Below are 26,338 nucleotides of genomic sequence, written 5' to 3' on the forward strand. Positions count from 1 at the left end.
TTACTTTTCGTTACGAATCCGCATTAATTCTTCGTGGAACTTTTGAGCGTTAGCAGTGACTTGGTCATAGTCCCCGTCGGCACCTGGGCCCACTAGGCTACCACCGGCACCAACACAGAAGGCCCCGGCCTTGAACCAATCCTTCATGTTGTCGAGGGAAACTCCACCACTTGGCATGATGTTGGCGTTCGGGAATGGTCCTTGCAGTTCTGGGATCATCTTCAGACCAGCAATAGCTCCAGGGAAGATCTTAACCACATCGGCACCGGTTGTTAAGGCCGCTTGCACTTCCGTTGGGGTGAAGCATCCGGGCATGTATGGAACTGAGTAGAGGTTACAAATCTTAGCAACTTCAGCGTTGTAGGATGGGCTGACGATGAACTTAGCACCAGCTACCATGGCCATCCGGGCTGTTGCCGGGTCCAGAACCGTTCCGGCACCAACGACAACTTCAGGGTCATCGGCAAATTCTTCATTCAGGTGCTTGATCGTTACATCAGCGCTCGGGGAAGTGAAGGCTAATTCGATGGCCTTGACGCCACCCTTAATGCTGGCCTTAGAAATCTGGTAGGCATTTTCTTCACTCCGTCCCCGAACGACGGCTAAAATACCAGCCTTTTCAACTGCTTTCAGTGCTTCATACTTTGGTAACATAATTCAATTTCTCCTTTTGCAATTTTATGATAGGTGCATTTCGTACTGGGATACTTTGGTAGCGTGGGCCGGCAAAATAATATTACCTTCCTTATGCATCCAGTCAACTGGTTCTCCCAAAACATCAGGGAAGCCATTAAATGGTTCCATGCAGAGGAATGCACAGTCTTCGTCTTCCTTTGTCCACAGGCAGACATTCTTAAATTGACTAATATCCATTTCAACAGAATGCGACGTTAATGGTGAGTACAGTTTAATACTCTTGATCCCTGGATTACTAATAATCCGGAGGCCCGGTTTAAACGTTTCGTAATTTAATTCGAGCTCATTATTCCGATTGTCAGTCAGTAATTCTTCTTTACCGGTCCGGTAAGGATGAGGGGTCTTAACAATTTCGTAATTCTTAACGGGTCCCTCAATCCCAACAAACTTAACGCGGTAGTTATCAAACTTAGCTACCCCATTAATTGGCACGTTAAATGCCGGGTGCGAACCTAAGGAATATGGCATCTCCTTGTCAGTGTCGTTAGTAACGGCAAAGCTTAGTGATAAACCGGTACTTAACAGTGTAAAGGTGATCGCCAGAGTAAAGTCAAATGGGTAATACTTCTTCGTAGCCGCATTAGCCTTCAATACGAGGGTAACCGCATTTTCTGACTGGTGGCTAACCGTTAAGTCCTGGTCACTCACAAAACCATGTTGTGGCATTTCATATGTTTTACCATCTAAAACATACTGATCGTCATTGGAACGGCCAATTGCGGGGAAAAGAACTGGTGCGTGCTTTCCCCACTCTTTACCATTCCAGATATAGTCAAAACCGGCCTTTTTATTAATCAGGTGGGTTAACTGGGCCCCGTGTTCATCGATTTCCGCACGAAAGTCAGCATTTTCAATTTTTATCATTTAAATAACTTCCTTACTATTCAGTGACACCGATCTTAAAGATTGCAAGACCGTGTAAACCAGCTTGCTCATTCTTAGTTTCTTGACCACTTGCAATTGCAATAATATCGTCAATGAACTTTTCAGCTACTTCTTCAAATGGCTGATTCAGGACTTGACCACCATCAAAGTCAATCCAGCGCTTCTTCTTGGTTGCTAGTTCAGAATTAGTAGCTACCTTTACGGAAGGTACAAAGCTAGCGTAAGGAGTAGCTACCCCCGTACTAGTAACGACCAATTGACAATCTACCGCCGCTTCTGCTGAAGAATCAATCAAGTCGTTATTCGGTGCTTCCAAAAGGTTAAGGCCATGCTTAGCTACTTTATGCCCATAAGGTAAAGCGTCACTAAACTGGGCCTGACCACCCTTTTGCGCAGCGTTAACAGCACTTTCAACCGCGGTAGTAATTCCCTTGGCAAATTCCTTGGCACCTGGTTGCTTAACCATTTCATGATCAAATTCGCCATAATAGTCATGCATGTGGTCGAAAACTTGGTTAATCTTGTGCGCGGCCTCGTCATTAGCAGCCCGCTTTACTAGACCGGTCCGGTCAGCAGCCAGCTTTGGCACACCGGTAATCACGGTCGTACCACCGTTAGCATTTACTACATCCGCCAACCGGCCTAATAAACGATCAGCGGTAACTGGAGCGAAGGCATCTGGTTGAACTCCTTGTAGCCCTACCGTCAATTCACTTAAAGGAACTGGTTCACGGTGATCATTAGCTGCAGCGTCATTTAATTCTTCAAGCATTTGTTGGGCATTGGCAAACTCATCCTTGACTTCTTGGGCCACTAGGAACTTCATCCGCTGAGGATCAATTCCCGCCATCTTATCGATGGTTTCCTTCATCCCATCCATCTGGTTATTTTCACAACCAAGGCCAAAGACCAGCACCCCACCAGCATTAGGATGCAAGGCCGCATCACATAGAACTTGACAGGTTTGTTCGAAGTCGTCCCCTAACTGTGAACAGCCATACGGGTGCTTTAGCAAAACAATGTTATCAAAAGAACCATTGTCAGGGTGAACAGCCTTGAATTGTTGGACCATCACATCCATCAATGGGGTAATACAGCCAACAGTTGGCACGATAAAGAGATCGTTTCTGATCCCTACTTTGCCACTCTTGCGCCGGTAGCCCATAAAGGTGCGATCTGAAGCATATTGCGACAAATCAGCCTGTAAAGTTTGCTGATTGTCTGCTGCCTGACCATCCGCCAGGTTATTTTCGTTAACCAATTCACCGGCTTGGATATCAGCCGTTGCTTGACCAATTACTTGACCGAGCTTAATAACGTCAGCCCCCTTAGCGATTGCCGAAACCGCAACCTTATTGCCAACGGGAACATCAGTTACTAATTCAAGGCCTGATTGGCCAGGTACTTCAACAGTATCTTTAGCAGTTAAATCAGTGGTCGCAATGGCCACGTTGTCACTACTATTTAAGATAACTAGTTTTTCCATGAAACTACTACTCCTCTGCGTTGATTTCTTGGACGATTGCCCGCGTACCCTTTTCACCGATTTCGTTGTAGTACTTCGTTACTAAGTCTTCCAGACCAGGGATCTTAGTCAAATCTTCACCCCAGAAGTCTGGGTTAGAAAGTGCTTCGTGGATAAAGTTGTCGTCGCCTTGGATCTTCTTGAAGCCGGCGGTGACATCAGCAGTATCGTTGATGTCAAACTTGGACTTGCCGTTGTAGATCCAGAGGTAAGCGGCTAGGGCTAAACTCATCCGCTTTGGCAGCTTACCGTACTTGTTGTAGTAACGCTTGTAGTTAGGCAGTAACCGGGCAGCGTACTTGGAAATACTGTTCAATGCCAAAGCACTCAATTCGTGCTTAACATATGGGTTTTCAAACCGTTCTTGAATTCCCTTAGCATAGCTTTCCAATTCTTCCTTTGGAAGTGGTACAACTGGGATAATTTCCTTGTGCATTTCATCATCAATAAACTTGTAGAAGTCCTTGTCGCTCATGACTTGACCAACCGTTTCCAAGCCTGCCAAACGACCAATTGGTGACATCGTCGTGTGTGGTCCATTCAGGATTGAGACTTTCCGGTTCCGGTATGGTTGCATGTCATCAGTAACTACCAGGTTGATGCCGGCTTCCTTAAGTGGAAGAACCTTTTCAATGTCCTTGCTACCTTCAATAACGAAGATCAGGAATGGTTCGGTCTTAACCATGTTTTGGTCCTTGTAGCCCCATTCCTTTTCCAGATCAGCAGCCCGGTCACGTGGGTATCCTGGAACAATCCGGTCAACCAGCGTGGAGTAAAATTCGTTGTCGTTGTTAATCCAGTCAACAAAGTCTTGACCCAGGTTCCATAGGTCAGCATATTGAAGGATAGCCTTCTTTAATGCGTCCCCGTTGTGGTTAATTAATTCACACGGAATAATGTGGAAGCCCTTCTTGCCTAATTCAAAACGGTGGTAAAGCAAGGCGGTCAACTTAGCAGGGTATGAACTCTTTTCACCCTTCTTAACAGCTTCCATCGTGTCTTCTGGTACAAATTCAATTCCGGCTTCGGTCGTGTTCGAGAAGATTACTTCGATGTTGTCATCTTCTGCCAAGGCCAGGTACTTGTCGTAGTCAGTGTAAGGGTTAACCGTTCCGTTAATTGATTCAATAATCTCATGACTTTGAATCTTCTTACCATCTAAAATACCTTCAAGAAGAACCGTGTAGAGGTCGTCTTGTTCGTCCAGTTCCTTAATCCGGCCGGTTGGCAGTGGTTGGACAATTTGAACGCCCCCCTTAAATAGGCCTTGCTTATTCATCTGGTGAATTTGCCAGTCGATGAAGGCCCGCAGGAAGTTACCTTCACCAAATTGAATAACCTTGTTGGGATATTGTGGTAATTTACGAAAACTATTATTAAGACTTTCCATCTTAGAAAACCTCCAGAATTTATTAACCAATGTATTTATCGATCTTACTTACCTAGCCAAATCGCCATCTGTGAGAGGATGATGTGCAAATAATCGCAAGGTAAGCGAAGTATTGAAGACGTAACCACCGTTAGTGGAATAGTAAAGGATGGATGCGCTATCAATCTATTCTTATTATAGAATGTTAACGTGAAACATTCAACAGTTTTTGGCAATTTGTTTATAATTGATCAAGCTAGTGTAAAGAGAAAAGCCGATAGGTTACCGGCCTTTCACACTTTATAAGGGATTAATTAGTTTAATTGTTGGTCAATAGCTTCCTTATTTTTGTTGATAACATTAGCCATTTGTTGACTAACGCTGTGGTTATTGTTAGCAGACGTGTAGATTGAGCTAGCACTGGCAACCCCTGCTAATGCGATGCTGGCGACGATAAAAATTGCTAAAGTTTTGATAAAATTCATTTGAAATTCTCTCCTCTCACAGATAAGTTAACCTATATGTTAACGTGAACAATCAATGAACAGTTAGTATTCTACTATATCTATGGTCAAATTCAAGGGCTTTTAACTTACTTTTTCAATGTAAGGGATTTCTTTTTCAAAATAACCTTATTCGTAATTAGTTGTTTTAGTTTTTTATGTTAGAGCTCCTGTTTCTAACCCAAAAAAGGAGACGTGGCAGAAGTCATTTACGACCTCATCGTCACATCTCCTAATTTTGAATTTAACTAAGGCTAAAATTGGAAACGATAATCTAACTTGTCAAATAGTTCTTCCGGCTTAGCATCCGCAAAGAAGTCAAAGTAATTCAAGGCATTATTATAGGAAATATCCTGAATAATTTTACCAATGTATTCTTCATCTTCTGGCGCCCGGCCGGCCGCGATCAATTCACCAAAGAAGTTACACAATACCCGCCGGAAGTATTCGTGACGTGGGTACGACAGGAAACTCCGTGAGTCAGTTAGCATCCCGACGAAATTCGGCAGTAAACTCTGTTGGGCAAAGTCACGCAGCTGGGTAGTCATCCCCTCAGCAGTATCGTTGAACCACCAAGCGGCTCCCAATTGCATCCGTTGCTTACCCCCTTCTTGGAAGCACCCCATTAATGTAATCAATTGCAGCCAATCGTTCGGATTCAAGGAATAGAAGATAATCTTAGGTAAGGCATCTTCATCCTTCATCTTAGTAAAGAGCTTTTGAATCTGCGCAATCATATCTGGCTGGGTCCCCATTGAATCAAAACCGGTATCCGGCCCAATTTGATCCAACATCGGGTGGTTAATACTCCGCAATACATTATTGTGGAATTGCATCGTCCAGTTATACTTCTTGTTGAGTTTCATCAGGCCCTCAATCAGCATCGTCAGGTACTGGTCACGTTCTTGCAACTGTTCATTGCGAACGGCCTTATCAACGATCCGGTCGAGTTCTTGATCACTAGCTTCGATAAAGTGGTAAGTACTCAAGGAGTGGTCAGACAGACGGGCCCCCATTTCGTTAAAGTACTGGAAGCGTTTGTCCATTGCCGTTAGGATGTCGCTAAAGGACGTAATCTTAATTCCAGTAATTTCACCAAGCTTTTCCAGGTACTCGCCATAACCAGCCTTATCAATGTAGATCAGGTTATCAGGCCGCATTGCCGGAAGGGTCCGGAAGCCATTTTCCTTCTCGTCTTTCTTTAAGAGCTTGTGGAAATGAAGGTCAGAGGCCGGATCATCAGTCGTGCAAACTGCAACAACATGTGATTTCTTAATCAGGTTCCGTGGCTTAAAGTCAGCGGTTTGTAGCATGGCATTGGCCTTTTTCCATACTTCTGGAGCATTCTTCCGGGTTAGTGGCTCGTCAATCCCAAAGAAGCGGTGCAATTCAAGGTGGGTCCATTCATAAACCGGGTTTCCCACGGCCTTTTCAATTGTTCCGGCCCAGGCTAAGAACTTATCATAATCGTCACCATCACCGGTAATTAGCTCTTCAGGAACCCCATTTGCCCGTTCCAGACGCCACTTATAATGGTCACCATATGTTCCATCATTTAACCATAAACGGGTAATGTTCTTATAATTCTTGTTCTCATAGATTTCTTGGGGAACTAGGTGGCAGTGAAAGTCAATAATCGGCATGTCCTTAGCATAGTCGAAGAAGAGCTTCTTGGCCCAGTCATTCGTTAATAGGAAATTTTTATCAATAAGTACCATTTTATTTGCCCCCAATTACCGGTTCCTAGTTATTCGTCTTTGTTTGGCTAGGAACATCCTCTGGCCATACCTTGTCGTAAGATTCACCGGTTAATTCTTCAACAACTTCCTTAGTTTCAGGCGTAACGTCAGCCTTCGAACCACCATTTTCAAGACGAGTGATTTCATTCTTAAGGATTTCGTGAGTATCGCGGTTAAGCTTAAACTTACGTGAAATCCAAAGGGCCCAACCAATTAACAGAACTGGTCCAATAAAGAAGATTAACATAATCCCGAATTGAATAGAGTGTGGCGTCGTACCGTAATTAAGCATTGACTTGGAATTAAAGCCGATAACTTCAAGCAAGATACCAGCAATCCAAGAAGCAATAGCACCAGTAGACTTACGGAAGAAGGTCATAACGGCAGCATAAATACCGGCACGATCTTGACGAGTCATAATGCGATCAACATCAGGAATAAATGGGAAAACGTTCCATGGAGTAAATTCCAAGATGGCACGACCACATTGGTAGAACAAGGAGATAACAATCAAGATAACGACTGGATTATTAACATCAAAAATCCAGGTAACAATGTAACCAATCATCGTCAAAATGATCGTGGTGTACCCTAAACCACAAAGGAAACGTGGGCCATGGGTAATCATAATCCGAGTTGCGGCCAAAGTGGCTAAGATCCCAATTGCAGAGAGAGCTTGTAGCGTCCAAGGAAGGTCCTCCTTGGCACCGTTAATACAACAAACGATAAATGTTGGTAGCATCGTTGAGTAGAAATCCTTCCCGGTAAAGGAAAGCAGGTAAATAGCTAAGTGTTGACGGAAGGCCTTGTTCTTAAAGGTGGAGAAGTAGTCATCCACGGTCTTCTTCATAAATTCACCTAGCGACAAACGTGGTTGAGCATTTAACTTTTTAACGTAGTCTTCAGTTAACGGACGCTCCCAGGTGCTCCGGTAAGAAGTAAAAATTGCAATAACAAAGATAATTGTCCAGATAATACCAGTAACTAAGTATGCATTTGGATTCTGAGCATGTTTCAAAGCAGCCAGGATAAAGAATACTAAAGCAGTCCCGGTAGCAGAAATAACCATCCGTGAACCAGATAATACAGTACGCAAGTTGTAATCACTGGTCATTTCAGTTGGTAAGGTTTCCCAAGGGATCAAAATCATAGCAATAATCAATTCAATTGCCACATAGACAACTAGATAGTAGATCCAGTTAGTCGATTTAACCCAGAAAAGTGGAAAGATAATAGCAAAAAGAATCCCACCAAGTAAAATAAAGAAGTGCCGCCGGCCAAACTTTTGGCCAAGCTTATTTCTGTAAAATCCATCGGTAATTGCCCCAAAGAATAGTGAGAACAAAGCATCAAATATCCGACCGATACCAGTGATTGCCCCGGCTAACGCTGGACTAATACCGTTACTCATAACGAAAACAAAGATAACACCCGAGACGATGTTGTTCCAACCACCGCCCATTAGGTCATTCATACCGAAACCAATCCCACGCCAAACATTAATTTTTTCGGTGTATAAACCCAACTTGTCTTTTTTTGTTTATCCATAAGTACACCATCTTTTCAAAGTTCGTTTTTTCACAAGAAGCTGTTAATAAAAACCATATCCCATGAGTTACTATCACGAGATATGGCAAAGTCATGATAAAACAAGGAGATTAACTTTTATTGATTGTCCTTTTGAATTGCTTCCCAAAGGCCATTTAAGTAAGTAATTCCTAACGCACGATCATATAATCCATAACCAGGACGCCCTTCTTCACCCCAGATATCACGACCGTGGTCTGGACGAATGTAACCATCAAAGTGGGTATCGTATAGGGCCTTCATGATTTCGTACATATCCAGTGAACCTTCAGAGGATAAGTGAGCCGACTCATGGAAGTCTCCATTACCCATGAACTTGATGTTCCGGGCATGAATGAATGGTGCCCGATCCTTCTTAACAAATTCACGGATAATAGCTGGTACGTCGTTCTTCGGGTTCTCACCCAAACTCCCGGTACAAATCGTGAAACCGTTGTACTTTGATTCGTGCATTTGCTCAATCTTGATCATGTCTTCCCGATTCTTGTAAATCCGGGGCAGACCGAATAACGGCATCGGTGGATCATCTGGGTGCATGGCCATCCGAACATCATACTTTTCACAGGTTGGGATAATAGCATCCAAGAAGTACTTCAAGTTTTCACGAAGCTTCTTTTCGTCCACATCCTTGTAAGCCTCAAAGAGCCGCTTAACTTCAGCTAACCGTTCCGGCTCCCATCCTGGTAGGACGTAACCATTTGAATTCTTTTCAACTGACTTAATGATGTCTTCCGGTGACCCTTCTACATACTTATGCTGGAAGGCCATATCGGTTGAGCCATCTGCTAATGGGTAATGGAGGTCGGTCCGTACCCAGTCAAAAATTGGCATAAAGTTATAGCAAATTACCTTAATACCATAAGCAGCAAGGTTTTTAATGGTTTCCTTGTAGTTCTCGATATACTTATCCCGGCTTGGCAAACCAATCTTGATGTCATCGTGAATATTAACGGATTCAATCACTTCCAGCTTCAGACCGGCATCTTCGACTTCCTTCTTTAATGCGGCGATCCGTTCCTTAGGCCAAACCTCGCCAACTGGTATATCAAAGAGTGCACCGACGACTTGCGTTGTTCCTGGAATTTGACGAATATCTGATAATTTGATAGAGTCATTGCCGTCGCCATACCAGCGAAATCCCATGTTTTTCATTAGTTAAAACTTCTTTCCTTATTAGTATTTTCCAAACTTTTGAATGGTGCTTTGGATTGTTTCCCGAACTGCACCAGATTTGGTAATCATTTGCTTGAAGTAATCCTCAATCTTATTACCTAAGCCAATCTCGTATAGGTCATTACCGAAGATGGATTTATTGCTCAAAATAGCTTGTAGCTTTTCATGAACATCGGTCCCCGCACTACCTAGTTGAATATTGGCAACCTGCTGGTGGAGCTGATCATAAAGTGGATCCGGACTTGGGGTAAAGGCCTCACCTTTGTCATCAACGGCCATCAGGTAGCGACACCAGCCGGCAATGATCATTGGAATAAATTCAAGGTTAGCAGGATCTAATTGCGGATCATCAACATAGTGCTGAAGGGTAACCCCGTAACGAATTCCGACCTTTTGGGAAGTATCAGTTGCGATTCGCTGTGGCGTATCCGGAATATTCTTATTTGGTAACCGCTTAGTAATTAATGTATCGATAAAGTCCTTCGGGTTAATAATTCCCGGATCCTTAACGACTGGTAAATCTTCACCATAGCCGAGGTTCTTAATCATTTTTAAGAGGTCCTGGTCGACCGCTTCAGCAGCAATTGACTTAAATCCTAACAGGCAGCCAAAAATGGCGAGTGAAGTGTGCAGCGGGTTCAAGCAGGCGGTAACCTTCATCTGGTCAGCATCGTTAACCGTCTCGCGGTCAGTCAACATGACCCCTGCCTTTTCTAGGGCCGGCCGGCCATTTGGAAAGTCATCTTCAATAACAAGGTAGTGAATTTCTTCGGTATTACCAAACGGGGCAATATTGGTATGTTTACTGGTATGAATCAGCTGCGTATCTTCAAAGCCATCCTTCTTCAGTAACTTGCCAACTTCTTCCGACGGATTAGGGGTAATCCGGTCGATCATGCTCCACGGGAAGGTAACCTTTTGCCGGTTATTTAAGTAGTCAATGAATCCTTGATCAACATGCCCCTTCTTTAGCCAGCCATTAGCAATTAGCATCACCGCATCTTCAAGCCGCTGGCCGTTTTGTGAGAAGTTATCAGTACTTACCATTGCAATTGGAGCCTGGTTAGCTTGGTAACGGGTCAACAGGAGGCTAGCCACAAAGCCCATGTTAGTAACGGGGTTCTCCGGGCCGTTAGCAATGTCGGTCTCAGCAGCCTTCGTCAGGTTCCCGTCCATATCCTTCAGTGCATACCCTTTTTCGGTAATTGAGAAGGTTACGAATTGCAAGGATGGTTTGGTAAAGACCTGGGCCAGTTTTGCCCGACCGGCCTTGTTATCGGCACCGGCATAAATACTATCGGCAACACTTGCAATTAATTCCTTATCGAAGCTCCCGTCACTTTTCATTTCAACTGATAAGAAACGGTTGTTATACGGATGATAAACCCGGTCAATCACCTCATCATCATAGGTTTCCGCAACAATAACTCCGCTCTTCATCGCACCACTATTCAATAAGTGCTGAGCAATTGTCGAGTGAAAACACCGGAACAGGTTTCCACCACCAAAGTGGACCCAAACTGGGTTGGCCGTTGTCGCTTCAACCATTGCCGATTGAGTAAACTCCGGAACCGTAATCCCTGCTTGGTGAAATGACTCAGCATCCTTTTGATAGTCATCTAATAATTTCACCATTAAAAGGTCTCCCTTCCAAGTAATATACTAATATATCAGTTCGCTATTATAGTAACCGGTTTCAAAATGATTGTCAAGGAAATCACAAACTAAAATACATTGATGTTATAATATTTATAAATGGAGGAATTGAAAATGAACAGCGCGCAAACAAGTAACTTAACCGGACAGGCTTATAATATTATCATTAAAAAAATTATTAACGCTGAGTATGAGCCTGGCCAAAAAATTTCAGAAAAGAAGATTGAAGAGGATATTGATATCGGACGAACCCCTGTCCGTGAGGCACTTCTACAGCTTCGTCAGGAAAATCTGATCAATGTCATCCCCCAATCAGGAACTTATATATCAAAAATTGATATGAAGGAGGTTCTCGATGCCCGGTTTGTCCGGGCTAGTGTTGAACAGCGGATCATGCGTAACGCAACTACCGTTCGTTTCACCCAAGAACAAATCAATCATTTTGACCAAATTCTTTCAAAACAATATTTAATTATGCGTGAAGACAACTTCACCAAATTTCTAACAATTGATGATGAGTTTCACCGTTATTTCTACGTTATTACGGACCACCTGCGGATTTGGAACTGGCTTAAACGGATTAACGTTCAGTTTGACCGTTTCCGCTTTTTACGCTTAAAAGTTGAGGGGCTCTCGTGGGTTAGCTTAATCGATGAACATAAGGCCATCCTAAATGCGGTCCGCGAACGTGATATCAACGAGGTAGAACGCCTAAGCGCCAACCACATGCACCGGATGTTAACGGAAGAGGACAGCCTGATTAAGGCCTTCCCTAACTACTTTATCAATTACCATTTAAACTAAAAAACGGTAGCAAATCCTTGCTACCGTTTTTTATTGAAGCTAAGTTTTCTTCTAATTACTTTTCGTTACGAATCCGCATTAATTCTTCGTGGAACTTTTGAGCGTTAGCAGTGACTTGGTCATAGTCCCCGTCGGCACCTGGGCCCACTAGGCTACCACCGGCACCAACACAGAAGGCCCCGGCCTTGAACCAATCCTTCATGTTGTCGAGGGAAACTCCACCACTTGGCATGATGTTGGCGTTCGGGAATGGTCCTTGCAGTTCTGGGATCATCTTCAGACCAGCAATAGCTCCAGGGAAGATCTTAACCACATCGGCACCGGTTGTTAAGGCCGCTTGCACTTCCGTTGGGGTGAAGCATCCGGGCATGTATGGAACTGAGTAGAGGTTACAAATCTTAGCAACTTCAGCGTTGTAGGATGGGCTGACGATGAACTTAGCACCAGCTACCATGGCCATCCGGGCTGTTGCCGGGTCCAGAACCGTTCCGGCACCAACGACAACTTCAGGGTCATCGGCAAATTCTTCATTCAGGTGCTTGATCGTTACATCAGCGCTCGGGGAAGTGAAGGCTAATTCGATGGCCTTGACGCCACCCTTAATGCTGGCCTTAGAAATCTGGTAGGCATTTTCTTCACTCCGTCCCCGAACGACGGCTAAAATACCAGCCTTTTCAACTGCTTTTAATGCTTCATATTTTGGTAACATTAACAGAACTCCCTTTCTAAATTCAAATATCTGCCAACTAACATATTAGTAGTTCAGCTGGCAGATAACAAGTACTTATTTAGCTTTAGCGTGAAACCCGGACACCCGCGCCGCCTTCCATAACGGCCCGGACATCGGCTTCGGTCGTAATGTTTAAGTCACCTAAAACCGTCAACTTAAGCACACTTGCGGCAATGGCGTAATCGATTAGGTCTTGGTCATTAAAGTCATTTAAAATTCCGTGCATTAGGCCGCCGCCAAAGGCATCACCGCCGGCAACCCCTTCGAGGACGTCCATGTCATAAGCAGGACTTTCCGTAAACTTGCCATCCTTTAAGACAAGGCCCATCCAGGTCGACTTATCAACGGATTGAATATTCCGCAAGACACTTGCGACCACCTTAACGTTTGGATAACGCTTGGTAATTTCCTTCATTCCGTTTTCAAAGGTGGCCTTTTGCTCAATCCCGTGGGACATGTCACCATCAAAGGCGTGAATCCCTAATGACTGCTCAAAGTCTTCATCATTGACCAAGCAGACGGTTAAGTAAGGCATGATTTGCTTCATATATTCCTGGGCCTCTTCTGGTGTCCATAGCTTCCCCCGGAAGTTCAGGTCACAGGCAACTTTAATCCCGTTTTCCTTGCAGTATTGGCAAGCACTCAATACCGCCTGACGTAGTTCCGTTGAAAGGGCCGGAGTAATTCCACTAAAGTAGAAATAGTCGGCGCCAGCTAGTAGCTTACTCCAGTCATACTCGGCCGCTTTAGAAGAAGCAAATGAGCTTCCGGCTCGATCATAGGTAACCTTCGTGGACCGTACACTGTGCCCCTTTTCAAAAACGTACATTCCTAGGCGCGGGCCACCGTAAATAATCCGCGAGGTATCAACACCGTATTCACGGAGCTTATTCCGGGCCGCTTGCCCCAGCACATTCTCTGGCAACTTTGTGACGTAGCTTGCGTCATCCCCAAAGAGGCTAAGCGAAACGGCGACGTTCGCTTCTGAACCACCATAATCGACATCAAATTGGTTCGTCTGTAGAACCCGCCGCATGTGGGAAGGCTTTAACCGCATCATCATTTCCCCGAAAGTTACAATCTTTTGCATAATCAGTTCTCCTTTACTTTTTGAAACTATTATATCAGTTTTGGTAACGTTAACAAATGGATTCTTTAAGCAAATTTCAATGCATAATTAGTCAGTAAATCGCGCATCGTCAATAGGACCGTTTTCCCTAACCGGGCCTCTTCATCCGTCCCGATCATTGCATAGGCGAAGATAATTTGACTATTATAAGTGCTAACCGCCACTTGAAACATTGGTGCTTGCCGATAGCTCCCCAACATATCAAACGCCGTTATCTGGCAACCCTCGAAGTGGAAGGCAACGATCCCGAAGTTGGTATAAGAAATCGTCCGAACGTGATAATTATCCTCACAAATTTGTTGGAGCTTGGCAAGGGGGTAACGTTCATAGTTGTCCACCAATGTCTTTACCGAGGCTAGGCACTGAAAGGCCTTCTTATTCGCACTCATCGCCCGGTGAACCGTCTGCACTACCTGCTCAAAGGGTGCGGCCGGGTCAGATGGTACATCAATGTTATAACGTGAGGTGTGGTTAGCTATTCGAACCACCGGCTCCCCTGGAATAAACTTCCGCATATCGGTTGGGCATGCTAAGGCAATCCGGTCAGTAGCGGAAAAGCGTTGAACCGCCTGCCCAAAGGCCGCCATGAAAAGGTCATTTAACGTGACCACCCGATTATGGCTTGCCGTGATCAGTGCTGCCGTCTCATCTTGGCTGAGACTGAGACTGACCGTTCTGCGCCGTTGTCCCTGTTGGTCAGCAACCCGGGGCATTGACAATGGTCGTGCTGGATGGTCAGTCCCCTTCTTGACGGTAACCGGGTGCGCGGCAATTAAGTGGTGCAGCCACTTAATATCTTGGTGATTTTTTACCCCAGTTAGTTGCCCATCATTATAGGCCCGGGCTAGTAATCCCAAGAACTGCTTAGCACCGGCACCATCGGTCAGAATATGACTCAAAAAGATTGTTACCGCCGTCTGTGCCGTTTCCTGATTTAAATAAACCCGTAATTGCGGTTCCGTAAAAAGGTCCCAAGAAGCACTATCCTCATCCGGGTCAACGTCTGTAAACAAGACACCGTGCAAGTCATCGGTGACGGGGACAAAACTATTATCTTTTAAAACATACTTACAAAACAGCTCTGGAACAACCTGGCCACATTCCATCAGGGCCCGTTCAAAGCGCTGCCGGTCAAACTGCCCCTGAACCGTAAAGTGGACCCGCACAATCGGGTACAACTTATCCATCCCGATCGTGTGTAAGATATTTAGGGCTTCTCCTTGATAGACTGTCATCATCAATCCTCCTTTGAAACTTAATAAGATTCCATGATTATCTAGAAATAAAAGTAAGAGGCTGGGAAAAAACAGCGTTTTTTCCCAGCCTCTTTTTCCCCTTCAAACTATTAAATTAGTATTGGAAAGGATTGTCGTGCTTTGCGAACAGTTCATCGGGCTTGGCGTCACCAAAGAAGCCGAAGTATTCGTAAGCATTGTTATAAGCAATGTCTTGAATAATCTTACCTAAGTATTCTTCATCTTCTGGTGCCCGTCCTTGTTCTACCAGGTTACCGAAGAAGTTGCACAGTACCCGACGGAAGTATTCGTGACGTGGGTATGACAGGAAACTCCGGGAATCAGTAAGCATACCGACGAAGTTTGGCAACAGACTTTGTTGAGCAAAGTCACGTAATTGAGTAGTCATTCCTTCAGCGGTGTCGTTGAACCACCATGCAGCACCCAATTGCATCCGTTGCTTACCACCTTCAAGGAAGCAACCCATCAGCGTTACTAACTGCATCCAGTCATTTGGATTCAAGGAGTAGAAGATCGTCTTTGGAATGTCGTTAGTATCACGCATCTTGGAGTACAGTTGTTGAATTTGAGCAACAATGTCCGGTTGAGTACCCATGGCATCGTAACCAGTATCTTGACCCAGTTGCTTGAACATTGGGTGGTTAAGGTCACGAATGGAGTTGATGTGGAATTGCATCGTCCAGTTGTACTTCTTGTTCAACTTCATCATTTCTTCAAGGAACATCGTCAGCCACTTGTCATATTCAATGCCAGTAACTTCTTCGTTAGCTTCGGCCTTCTTCATAATGGCATCCAGCTCTTCATCACTAGCTTCAGCAAAGTGGTAGGTCAGCAGTGAGTGGTCTGACAGACGACCGCCCATGTCGTTAAAGTATTGGAAACGTTGTTCCATTGCCTTGATCATGTCACGGAAGGAGTTGATTTCAACACCGGCAATGTCACCTAATTGCTTGATGTATTCAGCAAAGGTTGGCTTGTTGATTTGAATCAGGTTATCTGGACGCATTGCTGGCAAAGTCCGGAAGCCGTTTTCTTTTTCATCCTTCTTCAAAAGCTTGTGGTAGTGCAGGTCGGAAGCTGGGTCATCAGTGGTGCAGACCGCCTTAACGTTTGAAAGCTTAATCAGGTTACGAGGCTTGAAGTCATCAGTTTGCAGGAGTGCATTAGCCTTCTTCCAAACTTCTGGGGCATTCTTCCGGGTCAATGGTTCGTCAATGCCAAAGAACCGCCGTAATTCAAGGTGTGTCCATTCGTAAACTGGGTTACCAACGGCCTTTTCAATCGTACCAGCCCATGCCATGAACTTGTCATAATCATCGGCGTCACCAGTGATCAAATCTTCTGGAACACCGTTAGCCCGCATTAAACGCCACTTGTAGTGGTCACCATAGTGGTCTTCATTGATCCAAACCCGGGTAATGTTGGCATAGTTCTTGTTTTCATAAATTTCTTCAGGGTTCAAGTGACAGTGGAAGTCAATAATTGGCATATCCTTAGCATAGTCAAAGAATAGTTTCTTACCCCATTCGTTAGTTAACAGGAAATTCTTATCTAGTAAAGTCATAATGCATCCTCCTAAGCAAGATTCAAACTACTTGACATCTTCATCACCGATTGTACCGTGTTCCCACTTACCATTATCAAGGTCAGTAGCAATTTGCTTGAACTTACTGTCACTAATCTTGTAAAGGAAGCCAATGATGATGGCCGCCATAATCAGGCAGAAGCCAGGGTACAATGTCATCGCTGCCTTGATCCCTTGCAGGGTCTTAGCAGATTGTTGAGCGTTGGCAACATAACCAGTAATTGCCAAGACACCAGCACTAACTAATGCAGCCAAAGATTGGGCAATCTTACGGGAGAAGTTAAAGGCAGCGTAGGTAATACCTTCCTTACGCATCCCCGTGTGCCATTCACCGTAGTCAATGGCGTTGGAAACCATGGCCCAAGTAATCCCGTTTGGAATAGCCAGAGCGGTGTAACCAATAGTAACCAGAACGATGAAGGTTACGACATTAGTTGGCAAGAAGAAGTTTAAGATGTTGGCAATCGCACCAACAACGAATGACCACATTGCAGTCCGCTTTTGACCAAAGTGCTTAGTCAAAGTAGGAATCATGAACACACCAACGATGGAGCAACCCATCATGATCGCGTTAATAACTGGCTGTAAACCAATGTTACCCAAGTTGTATTGAGCATAGAAGACCATCATTTGGTTGTTAGTGTTCATTGCTGAAATCGTGAACAGGGTCATCAAAATCAAGGCACCCAGGGGACCGTTCGTGAAGACTACCTTAATGTAGTCGCGGAAACCTTCCCGCTTAGCATGCTTATCACGGTGAACCTTAACGTTTTCCTTCGTACCGAAGTAACAAACAGCAAACATGCAAATACCGATGATGGCAAAGACAGTAGCAGCAAAGAAGTAACCGTGAAGTTGGTCCTTACTACTCATCCCACCACCGACTAATTCCATCAGTGGAATAAAGGCAACCCCAGCGATAAACTGAGCACCAACGGAACCAACTTGACGGGTCGTAGCCATAAAGCTACGGTCTTGCGGGTTCCGCGACATAACCGACGCTAGTGAACCATATGGATCATTAGTAAATGAATAAACAACCCCCCAGATCATGTAGACAGCATAAGCGTAGACAATCTTTTGGGTCGTTGATAAGCCCATCGGCATCGTAAAGGTAACTACCGTCATAATCCCCAAGATGATTGCGGAAATCATCATAACTGGACGGAACTTACCCCGCTTACCAATATTCTTTCGGCCATCAACGAACGAACCAGCGATTGGATCCATGAAGGCATCGAAGATCTTGGTAAAGGCGAAGATCCCGGCAACCGCACCGGCACCAATACCAGCGGCATCAATCCAGAACTTAGTCAGGTAAGCCTGACCAAGGTCAAACATGAAACCATTCCCGAAGTCACCAAAACCATAGAAGATCTTTTGGTGGGTCGGAATCTGCTTGTTATAGTTATCTACTTTCTTAACCGTACCGCCTTTTGCTGTTGCTGTATCAGTAGCAGCCGCAGCAGACGCTTGCTTCTCACTCATACGGTAAGCCCTCCTTTAAAAACACACGTGAACAATCAAAAGTAAAAATAAAATTGCACCTCAAATGTCCACATTTAGCAAAAATTAGAAACTAAACATGCAAATAATTGCAAACTGTAAAGAAATTAGTTCACAAAGCATCTCTTCTGTAACGAATTCCTTTAACAATTCTTATATTACCACATTTAGATGAAAACGTTAACATATTTTGTGAAAAAAATAACGTTTTTTTGCCTTTTAAAATCTGACGACTTATATATAAGGATAAAAAACGTATTTTTAACTTAAAAAGGATTGTTTTTAGATAAGTAAGCGGTTTCTAGTATTAGCAGAGATTGTGTAACTTTTCACCCTCACTTTAATCCCGCCTTATATAGTTTCTCACAACTAGCTATAATTAAAATTATTATCTAATTGTGATTGTTTCACAATGCCAACCAACTAAAAAGCATCCAGCAAAGACTAACTCCTTACTGGATGCTTGAGAACTAACGTGGTTAAAGATGGGCTTCGATTTGACCCTGCGTTTGTTTTCCTAACCTGATAAACTGCCGCTTCTTGGCCGCCGTCATTCGAAACTCAGGAACACTAATGCTAAAGGCTCCATACACCCGGCCATTAACCACTAACGAAAAGCCCAGGCAGTATACACCCGGCTGGTTTTCAACATCGTCAACCGAATATCCCTGCTGACGCGTTTGAGCGACCGTCGCCAAGAGCTCTTCCTTATCTGTAACGGTGTTAGGCGTCATCTGCTGATACTCAACCCGATCGGCATAGTCCGCTAACTGCTCAGCGGAATACGTTGCTAAAATTGCCTTCCCCATTGCGGATGAGTACATGTGCATCTTACCACCAATCACGGAAACCAGCTTAATACTATGGGTGCTTTCCATCTTTGATAGGAGGACGATGGCATTATCCTCGGCAATTCCCAGGTTAACCGTTTCGCCGGTTTGATCCCGTAGTTCTTTTAAAAACGGCCTAGCTACTTCCACAATATCAATTGATTCGTTAACTGACTGGGCATACTCAAGGAAAACAGTCCCCAGGTGGTAAACCTTCTCTTCACCCACCAAAACGACCCGGACATAGCCACAATATTCGAGCGTTTTTAAGATCTTATAAATGGTGGGCTTAGAAATATCGAGCTGTTTACTAAGGGTATTTAACGTTGCCCCTTCACTAGAACGGGCAATCCAGTCAAGAATCTTCTTGGCCTTCAACAAAACCGTCCCATATAACTTATTTTCCATAATTCCACCGAGTGATTAACGAACCAGGTAGCCACCATCGACCGGCATAATGGTCCCGTTAACGTAATTAGCAGCATCACTAGCTAAGAACACGGCAACCCCCATTAATTCGTGGGGTTCGGCCCAGTGCCCGGCCGGAATTCGGTCAAGGATTTCCTTGTTACGGGCCTTGTCCGCCCGAATTGGGGCCGTATTGGCAGTTTTAATATAGCCGGGAGCAATCGCGTTAACCTGAACACCATAGGCCCCCATTTCACTAGCAAAGGACTTGGTGAGGCCGGCAACCCCGTGCTTGGATGCAGTATAAGAAGGGATATACTTGCCACCCTGGAAAGATAGCATCGAGCCGATGTTGATAATCTTGCCATGCCCCTGCTTAGCAAATACCTTTGCAGCGGCCATCGACATGTGGTACACCGCGTTTAGGTTAATATCAATTACCGCGTCCCAGTCTTCATCCTTAGACTCCAGGATTGGATTCCGCTTAATCATCCCGGCATTATTAATTAGGATGTCGATATGGCCATACGTTTCTAAGGCCTGATCAATAACCTTCGGGGCGATCCCGGGCGTCGTTAGGTCGACCTGCATAAATTCAACTCTTTGCCCCCGCTTTTCGATCATTGCACGGGTAGCATCCCAGCCCTTGGTACTATGAGCCGGAATAAAAATATCAGCGCCGGCTTCGGCTAACGCTACGGCGTATCCCTGCCCGAGGCCAGTGTTACCACCAGTGATAATCGCAACCTTGCCAGTTAAATCAAAGGCTGACATTTTAAACTTATCCAGAGCGGCTTCATTCTGTTTAATTTCTTCTTGTGATTGTGGCATTCCGGTTACCCCCTTACTTCAAATCATGCATATCAACCATGTCCATATCATCATAGGTTTGGTTTTCACCACACATTGCCCAGATGAAGGCGTAGTTAGTCGTCCCCACTCCGCAGTGAATTGACCAGCTCGGGTTAACAACTGCTTGTTCCGATTCCAAAACGATGTGCTTGCTTTCGTCAGGCTTTCCCATAAAGTGGAAAACACGGGTATCCTTAGAGCCAAATTCACAGTACATGTACGTCTCCATCCGCCGAGCGTGCGTGTGGCATGGCATGGTATTCCAGGAATTTCCTGGTTCCAAGACGGTGTAACCCATTTGCAGCTGACAGGTATCCATGCTGGAGGCGTCAATATACTTATAAATGGTCCGTTTATTCATATTTTCTTGGTCGCCCATCGGCATGGCAATTGCATCCTTAAACGGTAACTTCTTGTTAGGATATGTCTTATGGGCCGGTGTTGAGACAACGTAGAACTTAGCCGGGTTCGTAGAATCATCGGATTCGAAGACCACGTGCTTGGTCCCCATCCCGATATAGTAACCATCATGGGAAACAATCTGATCCTTCTTCCCGTCAATCGTAACCGTTCCGGAGCCGCCGATATTAATGAAGCCTAATTCACGCCGCTGGAGAAAGTAGTCGACCCCTAGCTCCTTATCAAGCTTAATCTCCAGGGGTTCACCGTCCTTAGGCGTTACCCCACCAAAAATCATCCGGTCATTATAAGTGTAAGTAAGCAGGATATCGCCAAGTGAAAAGATCTTTTCCATTAAGAACTCGTGGCGAAGCTCTTCAGTATCGTAGTGTTGAATATCCTTGGGACTATGTGCGTAGCGTGTTACCATCTTAAAACTCATTTGCTTGTTCCTCCATTTCCTTATAAGAAACGACATTTCCTTATTCACGGTTCATTATATACCTCCACCGTACTTTTGCAAGGGGTTTCAAAGAGGGCTCGATCAACGAAAACGCTGATTTCTCTAAGCTTTGCCGGTCTAATCTCTAATTTAAAAAGTGGAAAATAATGGTCAGCGGTTCAGCAGACCATTATTTTCCACTTTCTAATCCTAATTCAATTTTTTTACCGAATCACGCACTACCAACGATGGCCGGAAGTTGATAAACCGTGGAATCTGCAATTTCCGATTATCAATCAGGTCCCGGAGTGCCATTACACCATTCTTAGCTAGTTCACTCGTTGGTTTCCGGATAGTCGTCACCCGTGGGTTATAAAACTTTGAATAGGCGTTATCATCAAAGCCGATGAAGGAAATCTCATCCGGCACTTGATAACCATAATCCGTGCAGGCCCGGATGGCCCCCATCGCCATATCATCATTGGCCGCAAAAACACAGGTTGGGAGGCTGCCAGTATTGAGGATCCGTTCCATCGCGTGGTAGCCAGATTCAATACTATAATTTCCCCGAACCTGCCATTCTTGGGGGACTTCGATGTTATGCTGGTGCAACGTCTCTAAAAAACCTTGTAACCGCAGAGTCGCCGAGGCAAATTCCTTTCGACCAGTAATCGTCGCAATTTTAGTATGCCCCATCCGCAACAGGTAGTTAACTGCCGTCGCCGTTCCCAGGTAATCATCTGGTGCATAGTTGCAAAGGTCATTACGCTTAATCTTACGGTTTAGCACCACTAGTGGCTTCCCGGTTGCGGCCAGCTGGTCAATATATTCATCATCGGAGTCGGCCTGACTAACAACCAACGCACCATCGAAACGGAGGTTAATACTCTGCTTTGAACGACGTAGATTAGCAAAGCTATCAACCGCAATTTCATAACCGCCAGATAAGAACTCCTTAATTTGGTGGATCGACTTCGACATAAAACTCGGTGAAGTCCCATTTGTTAAGTCGGTAAAATAAACGGCGATAATGAACGACTTTTTCTCCACGAGGGCCTTAGCATTAAGGTTCGGAGTATAGTTCATCCGCACTGCTAATTCGCGAATTTTCTTTTTAGTATCCTCCTTAACCAAGGGGCTATCATTTAGTGCCCGCGAAACCGTCGTATGTGACACATTAGCCATCTTGGCAATTGTTTTAATCGTTACTTTATCATTCATAATACTCCCTAACAACAACGTTGGTTTAATTTAACAGTATTATTACCATAAAATCTGTTATATCGTTTGTTGATATTGTCAATCATATCAAAAAATGACGTGAAATGTCAAATTACAAGGACCACCCACCTCTAATATGCTGGTATAGCAGTGTTTTACGTGTGCAATTAAGGCAAAATAAAACAGGGAAGGCTCATCGTATTAACTACTTTAAGTCTTCCCTGTTTATCAATTTACATTTACTTCCCGTCGACTTCTTCATCGGTCTTTAAGACCGCCATAAAGGCTTCCTGAGGGATATCAACCTTACCAACGGCCTTCATCCGCTTCTTCCCCCGCTTTTGCTTTTCGAGCAACTTCGCCCGCCGATCAGGGTCACCGGTGTGGATGCGGGCTGTCACATCCTTACGGTAGGCCTTGATGTTAGTCCGGGCAATGATCTTAGAACCGATCGCTGCCTGGATCGGGATTTCAAAGTTTTGCCGTGGGATAATCTTCTTCAACTTAGAAGTTATTTCCCGTCCCCGCTCAGCCGCAAAGTCCTTGTGGGCAATAAAGCTCAACGCATCCACCTTATCACCATTTAGCAAGATATCAATCTTAACCAAGCTGCTTGGCTTATACTCATCAATCTCATAGTCCATTGATGCATAGCCACGGGTGGAACTCTTCAACTTGTCAAAGAAGTCAAAGATAATTTCTGACAAAGGAACGTGGTAGATAACGTTAACCCGGGTATCACTCAGGTATTCCATCGTCTCAAAGATTCCCCGCTTCCGTTGACACAGCTCCATCACTGGGCCAACATAATCATTTGGCACCATGATTGAAGCCTTTACGTACGGTTCCTTAATCGCCTTAATCGAAGAGGCATCCGGCATTTCAGCGGGGTTTTCAACTTCCACCGTACTACCATCCGCGAGGTCCACGTGGTAGGTAACCGATGGCGCCGTCGTAATGAGGTCTAAGTTAAATTCCCGCTCTAACCGCTCTTGGACCACGTCCATGTGTAAGAGGCCAAGAAAACCACAACGGAAACCAAACCCAAGGGCCTGTGAACTTTCCGGCTCAAATACCAGTGCGGCATCGTTTAACTGTAGCTTTTCCAGTGCTTCCCGCAGGTCATTAAACTTGGCGTTATCAGTCGGGTAGAGCCCCGCATAAACCATTGGGGTCATCTGCCGGTAACCAGCTAATGGCTTATCGGTCGGGTTATTGGCGTCAGTAACGGTATCCCCGACCCGGGTATCCTTGATATCCTTAATGGCAGCCGTAATGTAACCAACATCCCCGGCCATCAACACATCCCGGGCCAGTGGCTTAGGTGAGTTAATGCCGACTTCCGCCACTTCATATTCGGTTCCACTGTTCATCAGGCGAATCTTATCGCCCTTCTTAACGGTCCCCTCAAAGATTCGTACCGACAGGACCACCCCACGGTAGTCATCGTACTTCGAATCAAAGATCAAGGCCTTAAGTGGGGCCGTCAAATCCCCGGTAGGCGCCGGAACATCCTTTACAATTTTTTCCAAGACCTGGTCAACATTTAGTCCCGTCTTTGCACTAACGTCAACCGCCTCGTCGGTATCAAGGCCGATCTCATCTTCAATCTGGGCCCGGGTACCGGCCGGGTCAGCGGAAGGTAGGTCCACCTTATTAATAACCGGCAGGATCTCGAGGTCGTTGTCAATTGCCAAGTAGACGTTTGCCAGCGTCTGCGCCTCGACCCCCTGTGTAGCATCAACCACCAGGATTGCCCCTTCACAGGCGGCCAGTGACCGGGAAACTTCATATGAAAAGTCAACGTGTCCGGGGGTGTCAATTAGGTGGAAAATATAGTCCTGACCATCTTTAGCGTGGTAAGTTAGGGCCACGGCGTTCAACTTGATGGTGATTCCCCGCTCCCGTTCCAGTGGCATATCATCCAAAACCTGGTCCTTCATTTCCCGTTTACTAATTGAATCGGTCATTTCCAGAATCCGGTCGGCCAAGGTCGACTTACCGTGGTCGATATGAGCGACAATCGAAAAGTTTCGAATGTGCTTTTGCCGTTCCTTCATTTCATCGAGACTCATCGTCATATCTTATTCACTACTTTCTACGAAAATGCTATTACTAGTATAACAAAGAATTGACTTAGACACGAAAAAGAAGCTGGGAAAACTTGTTTTTCCCAGCCTCCTATTTTTAACGGTCTTCAAAGGCATCCTTCAGCTTATCTAGAACCGACTTTTTAACGCCCTTGACGTCTTCACCACTAGCCGCAGCAAAGGCCATCATTGCTTCCCGCTGCCGCTTATTCAAATTCTTTGGGGTCCGGACATGAACAGTCACGTGCTCATCACCAGTTCCCTTACCGTTTAAGTAAGGAACCCCTTTACCACGCAGCCGGAAGTTGGTTTCTGATTGCGTCCCGGCCGGCACTTTCAGGTCAACATCACCGTGAACGGTCTTTACCTTGATCTCATCACCAAGTGCTGCCTGGGCGAAGCTAATGTCCCGGTCAACGTAGATCGTCGTGCCATCCCGCCGAAATTCGCGGCTTGGGGTTACCCGGAAGATGATGTACAGGTCACCGGCTGGGCCACCGTTTTCACCGGCGTCACCTTGCCCTTGCAAGCGCATTTGCTGACCATCGTCCACTCCAGCTGGTACCTTAACTTCCAGTTCGTGCTTTTCATGAACGTGGCCGGTCCCATGACAGGTTGTGCAACGGTCTTCCGGCTTAATTACCTTACCAGTCCCGTTACATTCCGGACAAGTCGTCTGCGTCTGCATATTGCCTAGTGGCGTCTGGCGAACCGTTACGATGACACCACGACCACCACAGCGCTGGCAAGTTGACGCTGACTTACCCGGCTTAGCCCCGCTACCATGGCAGGTCTTACACTGGGCATCACGGTCATACTTGATCGTGGTGGTTTTACCGAAAATGGCATCCATAAATTTCAGCGTCATTGCGTATTGAAGATCCCGGCCCGGTTGAGGAGCACTTGGGTCCCGTTGCGCACGACCACCACCGCCAAAGAACTGGCTAAAGATATCATCAAAGCCACCAGCACCGCTAAAGCCCTGGCCAAAGCCTTGACCAAAACCACCGGCACCACCAAAGCCTTGACCGGCCTGGGGACCAGCTGAGCCGAATTGGTCGTACTGGGCCCGCTTTTGCGAGTCACTGAGAACATCATAGGCCTCGTTAATTTGCTTAAACTTTTCTTCCGCACCCGGTGCATGGTTAACGTCCGGGTGATACTTAGCAGCTAGTCGCCGGTATGCATGCTTAATATCTGCTTCAGAGGCGTCCTTAGAAACACCTAAGATATCATAATAGTTCTTTTCTGCCATTTATATCCCTCTCAACTTAATTGCTTGTTTAGTTATACCACAAGTGGGAAAGAAAAGTAAAAGCCAAAGTCCTCACTGATTGGCCTTTGGCTTTTACCTACTTACATAGCAATTAGTAATTACTTCTTGTCGTCGGGCGTAACATCTTTGAAGTCGCCATCAACGGTGTTGCCATCATTACCATTGGCACCGCCATTGTTGCCACCAGCGTTACCACCGTTTGGTTGAGCACCGCCTTGAGCATTACCTTGTGCGCCTTGGGCCTTTTGGTATAACTTGACAGACAGGTCTTGGATAACCTTGTTTAAGGCATCCTTCTTAGCCTTCATATCATCAAGGTTGCCGCTTTCCTTGGCCTTCTTCAGGTCATCACGAGCGCTTTCCGCCTTCTTGATGTCGTCTTCAGGAACCTTGCCCTTAACTTCCTTCAAGGTCTTGTCAACTTGGAAGAGTTCTTGGTCGACTTCGTTCTTCAAGTCAACTTCTTCCTTCTTCTTCTTGTCGGCTTCAGCGTGTTCTTCGGCATCCTTCTTCATCCGTTCGATTTCTTCATCGGACAGACCGGAGTTAGACTTAATAACGATCTTTTGTTCCTTACCAGTACCCATATCCTTAGCAGAAACATTAACAATCCCGTTCTTGTCGATGTCGAAGGTAACCTTGATTTGAGGAACACCACGAGGAGCAGCAGGAATGTC

General features: G+C 45.3%; 21 protein-coding genes and 1 pseudogene. 1 reads left to right on the forward strand and 21 read right to left on the reverse strand.

Annotated features, from left to right (window positions below; all coding sequences use genetic code 11):
* The 9 genes and pseudogenes from ACI31H_RS07550 to ACI31H_RS07590 all read right to left on the reverse strand — a co-directional run bounded on the left by ACI31H_RS07550 (position 1) and on the right by ACI31H_RS07590 (position 11,112).
* The gene (locus tag ACI31H_RS07550) at positions 1-654 is read right to left on the reverse strand and encodes a bifunctional 2-keto-4-hydroxyglutarate aldolase/2-keto-3-deoxy-6-phosphogluconate aldolase (protein ID WP_439771370.1); all 654 of its coding nucleotides are present in this window, start codon (positions 652-654) and stop codon (positions 1-3) included.
* Between the two features lie 24 nt (positions 655-678).
* The gene (locus ACI31H_RS07555; RefSeq protein WP_439771371.1) at positions 679-1,560 is read right to left on the reverse strand and encodes an aldose 1-epimerase family protein; all 882 of its coding nucleotides are present in this window, start codon (positions 1,558-1,560) and stop codon (positions 679-681) included.
* Positions 1,561-1,576: 16 nt separating this feature from the next.
* Positions 1,577-3,067, reverse strand: coding sequence for a UxaA family hydrolase (locus tag ACI31H_RS07560; RefSeq protein ID WP_439771372.1), 1,491 nt, complete (start codon positions 3,065-3,067; stop codon positions 1,577-1,579).
* A 7-nt stretch (positions 3,068-3,074) separates the two neighbouring features.
* On the reverse strand, positions 3,075-4,496 hold the full coding sequence (locus ACI31H_RS07565; protein ID WP_439771373.1) for a tagaturonate reductase: 1,422 nt from the start codon (positions 4,494-4,496) through the stop codon (positions 3,075-3,077).
* Between the two features lie 293 nt (positions 4,497-4,789).
* Positions 4,790-4,960 carry a hypothetical protein gene (locus ACI31H_RS07570; protein WP_439771374.1) on the reverse strand — a complete coding sequence of 57 codons (171 nt, stop codon included), beginning with the start codon at positions 4,958-4,960 and terminating at the stop codon, positions 4,790-4,792.
* Positions 4,961-5,232: 272 nt separating this feature from the next.
* Positions 5,233-6,696, reverse strand: coding sequence for a glucuronate isomerase (gene uxaC, locus ACI31H_RS07575; protein ID WP_439771375.1), 1,464 nt, complete (start codon positions 6,694-6,696; stop codon positions 5,233-5,235).
* A gap of 25 nt (positions 6,697-6,721) precedes the next feature.
* Positions 6,722-8,265: pseudogene (locus ACI31H_RS07580) on the reverse strand (MFS transporter).
* A 117-nt stretch (positions 8,266-8,382) separates the two neighbouring features.
* Entirely contained in the window at positions 8,383-9,456 is a 1,074-nt protein-coding gene (gene uxuA / locus ACI31H_RS07585) for a mannonate dehydratase (protein ID WP_439771376.1), read from the reverse strand.
* Between the two features lie 21 nt (positions 9,457-9,477).
* Entirely contained in the window at positions 9,478-11,112 is a 1,635-nt protein-coding gene (locus tag ACI31H_RS07590; RefSeq protein ID WP_439771377.1) for a mannitol dehydrogenase family protein, read from the reverse strand.
* A 135-nt stretch (positions 11,113-11,247) separates the two neighbouring features.
* Between ACI31H_RS07590 and ACI31H_RS07595 the strand changes: the two genes are divergently transcribed.
* Positions 11,248-11,937 carry a GntR family transcriptional regulator gene (locus tag ACI31H_RS07595; RefSeq protein WP_439771378.1) on the forward strand — a complete coding sequence of 230 codons (690 nt, stop codon included), beginning with the start codon at positions 11,248-11,250 and terminating at the stop codon, positions 11,935-11,937.
* A gap of 55 nt (positions 11,938-11,992) precedes the next feature.
* Here ACI31H_RS07595 and ACI31H_RS07600 read toward each other — a convergent pair whose 3' ends face one another.
* The 12 genes from ACI31H_RS07600 to ACI31H_RS07655 all read right to left on the reverse strand — a co-directional run.
* Entirely contained in the window at positions 11,993-12,646 is a 654-nt protein-coding gene (locus ACI31H_RS07600; protein ID WP_439771370.1) for a bifunctional 2-keto-4-hydroxyglutarate aldolase/2-keto-3-deoxy-6-phosphogluconate aldolase, read from the reverse strand.
* 85 nt (positions 12,647-12,731) lie between these two features.
* The gene (locus ACI31H_RS07605) at positions 12,732-13,757 is read right to left on the reverse strand and encodes a sugar kinase (protein ID WP_439771379.1); all 1,026 of its coding nucleotides are present in this window, start codon (positions 13,755-13,757) and stop codon (positions 12,732-12,734) included.
* A 65-nt stretch (positions 13,758-13,822) separates the two neighbouring features.
* The gene (locus ACI31H_RS07610) at positions 13,823-15,031 is read right to left on the reverse strand and encodes a hypothetical protein (RefSeq protein ID WP_439771380.1); all 1,209 of its coding nucleotides are present in this window, start codon (positions 15,029-15,031) and stop codon (positions 13,823-13,825) included.
* 115 nt (positions 15,032-15,146) lie between these two features.
* Positions 15,147-16,616: a glucuronate isomerase gene (uxaC, locus tag ACI31H_RS07615; RefSeq protein ID WP_439771381.1), complete on the reverse strand. Its 1,470-nt coding sequence runs from the start codon at positions 16,614-16,616 to the stop codon at positions 15,147-15,149.
* Positions 16,617-16,643: 27 nt separating this feature from the next.
* The gene (locus tag ACI31H_RS07620; protein WP_439771382.1) at positions 16,644-18,125 is read right to left on the reverse strand and encodes a glycoside-pentoside-hexuronide (GPH):cation symporter; all 1,482 of its coding nucleotides are present in this window, start codon (positions 18,123-18,125) and stop codon (positions 16,644-16,646) included.
* 497 nt (positions 18,126-18,622) lie between these two features.
* A complete protein-coding gene (locus ACI31H_RS07625; RefSeq protein WP_439771383.1) occupies positions 18,623-19,381 on the reverse strand; it encodes an IclR family transcriptional regulator in 759 nt (252 codons plus the stop codon).
* 15 nt (positions 19,382-19,396) lie between these two features.
* Positions 19,397-20,212 (reverse strand): 2-dehydro-3-deoxy-D-gluconate 5-dehydrogenase KduD, encoded by an 816-nt coding sequence (kduD, locus tag ACI31H_RS07630; protein WP_439771384.1) that lies wholly within the window; start codon positions 20,210-20,212, stop codon positions 19,397-19,399.
* 13 nt (positions 20,213-20,225) lie between these two features.
* Positions 20,226-21,074: a 5-dehydro-4-deoxy-D-glucuronate isomerase gene (kduI, locus tag ACI31H_RS07635; RefSeq protein WP_439771385.1), complete on the reverse strand. Its 849-nt coding sequence runs from the start codon at positions 21,072-21,074 to the stop codon at positions 20,226-20,228.
* A 210-nt stretch (positions 21,075-21,284) separates the two neighbouring features.
* Positions 21,285-22,295, reverse strand: coding sequence for a LacI family DNA-binding transcriptional regulator (locus ACI31H_RS07640; protein ID WP_439771386.1), 1,011 nt, complete (start codon positions 22,293-22,295; stop codon positions 21,285-21,287).
* Positions 22,296-22,534: 239 nt separating this feature from the next.
* Entirely contained in the window at positions 22,535-24,370 is a 1,836-nt protein-coding gene (gene lepA / locus ACI31H_RS07645) for a translation elongation factor 4 (protein WP_439771389.1), read from the reverse strand.
* Positions 24,371-24,482: 112 nt separating this feature from the next.
* Positions 24,483-25,640: a molecular chaperone DnaJ gene (dnaJ, locus tag ACI31H_RS07650; RefSeq protein WP_439771387.1), complete on the reverse strand. Its 1,158-nt coding sequence runs from the start codon at positions 25,638-25,640 to the stop codon at positions 24,483-24,485.
* A 119-nt stretch (positions 25,641-25,759) separates the two neighbouring features.
* Positions 25,760-26,338 (reverse strand): Hsp70 family protein (locus tag ACI31H_RS07655; RefSeq protein ID WP_439771388.1); only part of this gene is annotated, 579 nt, incomplete at its 5' end.

The organism is Limosilactobacillus sp., from assembly GCF_051873035.1.
GTDB lineage: Bacteria > Bacillota > Bacilli > Lactobacillales > Lactobacillaceae > Limosilactobacillus.

Bases quoted from the DNA above. Each gene is read 5' to 3' on its own strand.
- ACI31H_RS07550 (WP_439771370.1), bottom strand. From the start codon at position 654: ATGTTACCAAAGTATGAAGCACTGAAAGCAGTTGAAAAGGCTGGTATT.
- ACI31H_RS07555 (WP_439771371.1), bottom strand. From the start codon at position 1,560: ATGATAAAAATTGAAAATGCTGACTTTCGTGCGGAAATCGATGAACAC.
- ACI31H_RS07560 (WP_439771372.1), bottom strand. From the start codon at position 3,067: ATGGAAAAACTAGTTATCTTAAATAGTAGTGACAACGTGGCCATTGCG.
- ACI31H_RS07565 (WP_439771373.1), bottom strand. From the start codon at position 4,496: ATGGAAAGTCTTAATAATAGTTTTCGTAAATTACCACAATATCCCAAC.
- ACI31H_RS07570 (WP_439771374.1), bottom strand. From the start codon at position 4,960: ATGAATTTTATCAAAACTTTAGCAATTTTTATCGTCGCCAGCATCGCA.
- uxaC (WP_439771375.1), bottom strand. From the start codon at position 6,696: ATGGTACTTATTGATAAAAATTTCCTATTAACGAATGACTGGGCCAAG.
- uxuA (WP_439771376.1), bottom strand. From the start codon at position 9,456: ATGAAAAACATGGGATTTCGCTGGTATGGCGACGGCAATGACTCTATC.
- ACI31H_RS07590 (WP_439771377.1), bottom strand. From the start codon at position 11,112: ATGGTGAAATTATTAGATGACTATCAAAAGGATGCTGAGTCATTTCAC.
- ACI31H_RS07595 (WP_439771378.1), top strand. From the start codon at position 11,248: ATGAACAGCGCGCAAACAAGTAACTTAACCGGACAGGCTTATAATATT.
- ACI31H_RS07600 (WP_439771370.1), bottom strand. From the start codon at position 12,646: ATGTTACCAAAATATGAAGCATTAAAAGCAGTTGAAAAGGCTGGTATT.
- ACI31H_RS07605 (WP_439771379.1), bottom strand. From the start codon at position 13,757: ATGCAAAAGATTGTAACTTTCGGGGAAATGATGATGCGGTTAAAGCCT.
- ACI31H_RS07610 (WP_439771380.1), bottom strand. From the start codon at position 15,031: ATGACAGTCTATCAAGGAGAAGCCCTAAATATCTTACACACGATCGGG.
- uxaC (WP_439771381.1), bottom strand. From the start codon at position 16,616: ATGACTTTACTAGATAAGAATTTCCTGTTAACTAACGAATGGGGTAAG.
- ACI31H_RS07620 (WP_439771382.1), bottom strand. From the start codon at position 18,125: ATGAGTGAGAAGCAAGCGTCTGCTGCGGCTGCTACTGATACAGCAACA.
- ACI31H_RS07625 (WP_439771383.1), bottom strand. From the start codon at position 19,381: ATGGAAAATAAGTTATATGGGACGGTTTTGTTGAAGGCCAAGAAGATT.
- kduD (WP_439771384.1), bottom strand. From the start codon at position 20,212: ATGCCACAATCACAAGAAGAAATTAAACAGAATGAAGCCGCTCTGGAT.
- kduI (WP_439771385.1), bottom strand. From the start codon at position 21,074: ATGAGTTTTAAGATGGTAACACGCTACGCACATAGTCCCAAGGATATT.
- ACI31H_RS07640 (WP_439771386.1), bottom strand. From the start codon at position 22,295: ATGAATGATAAAGTAACGATTAAAACAATTGCCAAGATGGCTAATGTG.
- lepA (WP_439771389.1), bottom strand. From the start codon at position 24,370: ATGAGTCTCGATGAAATGAAGGAACGGCAAAAGCACATTCGAAACTTT.
- dnaJ (WP_439771387.1), bottom strand. From the start codon at position 25,640: ATGGCAGAAAAGAACTATTATGATATCTTAGGTGTTTCTAAGGACGCC.